The organism is Oribacterium sp., from assembly GCF_057249185.1.
In genome coordinates, this window is sequence record NZ_DBHIGR010000251.1 from 1 (window position 1) to 1,954 (window position 1,954).

Below are 1,954 nucleotides of genomic sequence, written 5' to 3' on the forward strand. Positions count from 1 at the left end.
CTTCTGAGTTTTGTCCTAGCTTTAATCCTTTCTTATCTTTCCTATAGAAATTCTCTGTTGGAGGATTTTTTAAAGCCGGGGGTTTTTGTGTTAAGAAGCTTACCTGTGGCCAGTTTTATTATTATTCTTTTGTTCTTTTTGGGAAGAGACAAGCTTTCTTTCACTATAAGCGGTTTTATGTCCTTTCCGATTTTCTACATTAACCTTCTGGAGGGCTTTCATAAAACAGACTATAAATTACTGGAAATGGCGGAAGTCTTTCATTTTTCCCTATATCGAAGACTTCGGTATATCCATCTTCCGGCAGTATATCCCTTATTGCTTGGGGCAGCGAAATTAGCCATGGGACTTTCCTGGAAGAGCGGCATTGCGGCGGAGCTGATTGGGCAAGTGGGAAAAAGTATAGGATATCAGTTGATGGAGGCCAAGGTGGGCCTGGAAATGGCGGACGTCTTTGCCTGGAGCATCGTGATTATTGCTTTGTCTCAGTGTTGGGAAATCCTGGTCATACTGCTGATTAAGGCTTTGTGCAGGAAGGGATGTGTGTAATGGAAATTCGAATTGAAAATGGAGAGAAGCGCTTTGGAGAAAAAGTCCTTTTTTCCAATTTTTCCTGCCAAATGGATTTTCACAAACATTCTCTTTATAGAATTTCCGGTGAATCCGGAAAGGGGAAGACCAGCTTACTTCGGATTTTGGCTTCTCTGGAAAAACTGGACCGGGGTGAGCTACAGTTTCTATTCGGAGAGGCAGCCAGAGGAGAGGGGAGCTTTAAGCTTTCCATGCTATTTCAGGAAAATCGACTGCTGGAAAAATGTAGCGGATTGGAAAATCTTCAGATTGCTTTGCCGATGCTGTCTAAAAAAGAAATTCTGACAGAAATGACTGTTTTTTTCGAAGAAGAAGATTTCAGAAAAAAAGTAGAGAAATATTCCGGGGGGATGAAGAGGCGATTAAGCTTTCTAAGGGCAATGCTGTTTCCCTTTGACTTCCTGCTTCTGGACGAACCCTTTACAGGCCTGGATAAGGAAAATAGAAAGATAATGGAGGAGTATCTGCTTTCTCATCAAAATAAACGCCCGGTAATCTTTGCCAGTCATGAAGATCCATTGCTATGGAAGGATTACGGAACTATTGCGTTATAAATTGAAGGGCCTTGTATGATAAAAAACTTAAAGTCACACTTTTAAATACTTAAAAAGAAAAACTGTAAAGAAAAATTTATGAAATGGCAGAAAACTTGTAACACATGAAGAAAGACTTTTGTCTATACTTTTGATAGCGAATAGACAAAAGGAGGTTTCTATGAAAGCGAAATCATTTTTAAAAGGAATGGCAGTGTTAATGAGTATTATGGCGGTTTCCGCATTTTCCGCCTTTGCAGCAGGAAACAAGGCGGAAATCGGATCGGTGAATTTACAGATTGACAGTTCGGATATTGAAATCGGCTCAGCTGCAAAGAAGATTTCCGTAAGTAGCGGTGATGACGGTTTTACCATTCAAAATGATGAAGGAACCGCTTTGAATATGCAGGGAAATGTTTGGAAAAGCAACACGACTCCCCAGTTCAAGGTAATTTTAAAGGCGGATTCCGAGCATAAGTTCAATACTAACAGTTTGAAGACTGCGAATTTTTATAAATTTAGCGGAGCTGAGGTAGGATTTGTAAAGGCTACAGGTACTGCAAATTCCATCACACTTACCATCAAGACCAAGAAGCTGAAGGCAAATCCCGGTGACTTGACAGTTGGAGATGTAAGCTGGAGAGATGAAAACGGTGTGGCAGAATGGTCCGGAGTGGATAATGCGGAAAAATATCTGGTAAAGCTTTATAGAGGAAGCCAGTTTATCACCAGCGGAGAAACTACCGGAACCAGCTATGATTTTCGCTCTGCGATTACCCAAAACGGAAACTACAGCTACAAGATTAGAGCCTATGCTTACGGAAGCTATG

The 1,954-nt window shown here is 40.9% G+C and carries 3 protein-coding genes; all 3 read left to right on the top strand.

The window, feature by feature from the left end:
* On the top strand, positions 1-549 hold a 549-nt coding region (locus ACO4PX_RS10070), incomplete at its 5' end, for an ABC transporter permease (protein WP_485572573.1).
* The gene (locus tag ACO4PX_RS10075) at positions 549-1,145 is read left to right on the top strand and encodes an ABC transporter ATP-binding protein (protein ID WP_472469116.1); all 597 of its coding nucleotides are present in this window, start codon (positions 549-551) and stop codon (positions 1,143-1,145) included. The genes ACO4PX_RS10070 and ACO4PX_RS10075, both read left to right, overlap by 1 nt.
* A gap of 160 nt (positions 1,146-1,305) precedes the next feature.
* On the top strand, positions 1,306-1,954 hold a 649-nt coding region (locus tag ACO4PX_RS10080; RefSeq protein ID WP_485572575.1), incomplete at its 3' end, for a hypothetical protein.

What these genes read in the sequence shown, in the direction of transcription:
- ACO4PX_RS10075 (WP_472469116.1), top strand. Translation starts at nt 549, where the DNA reads ATGGAAATTCGAATTGAAAATGGAGAGAAGCGCTTTGGAGAAAAAGTC.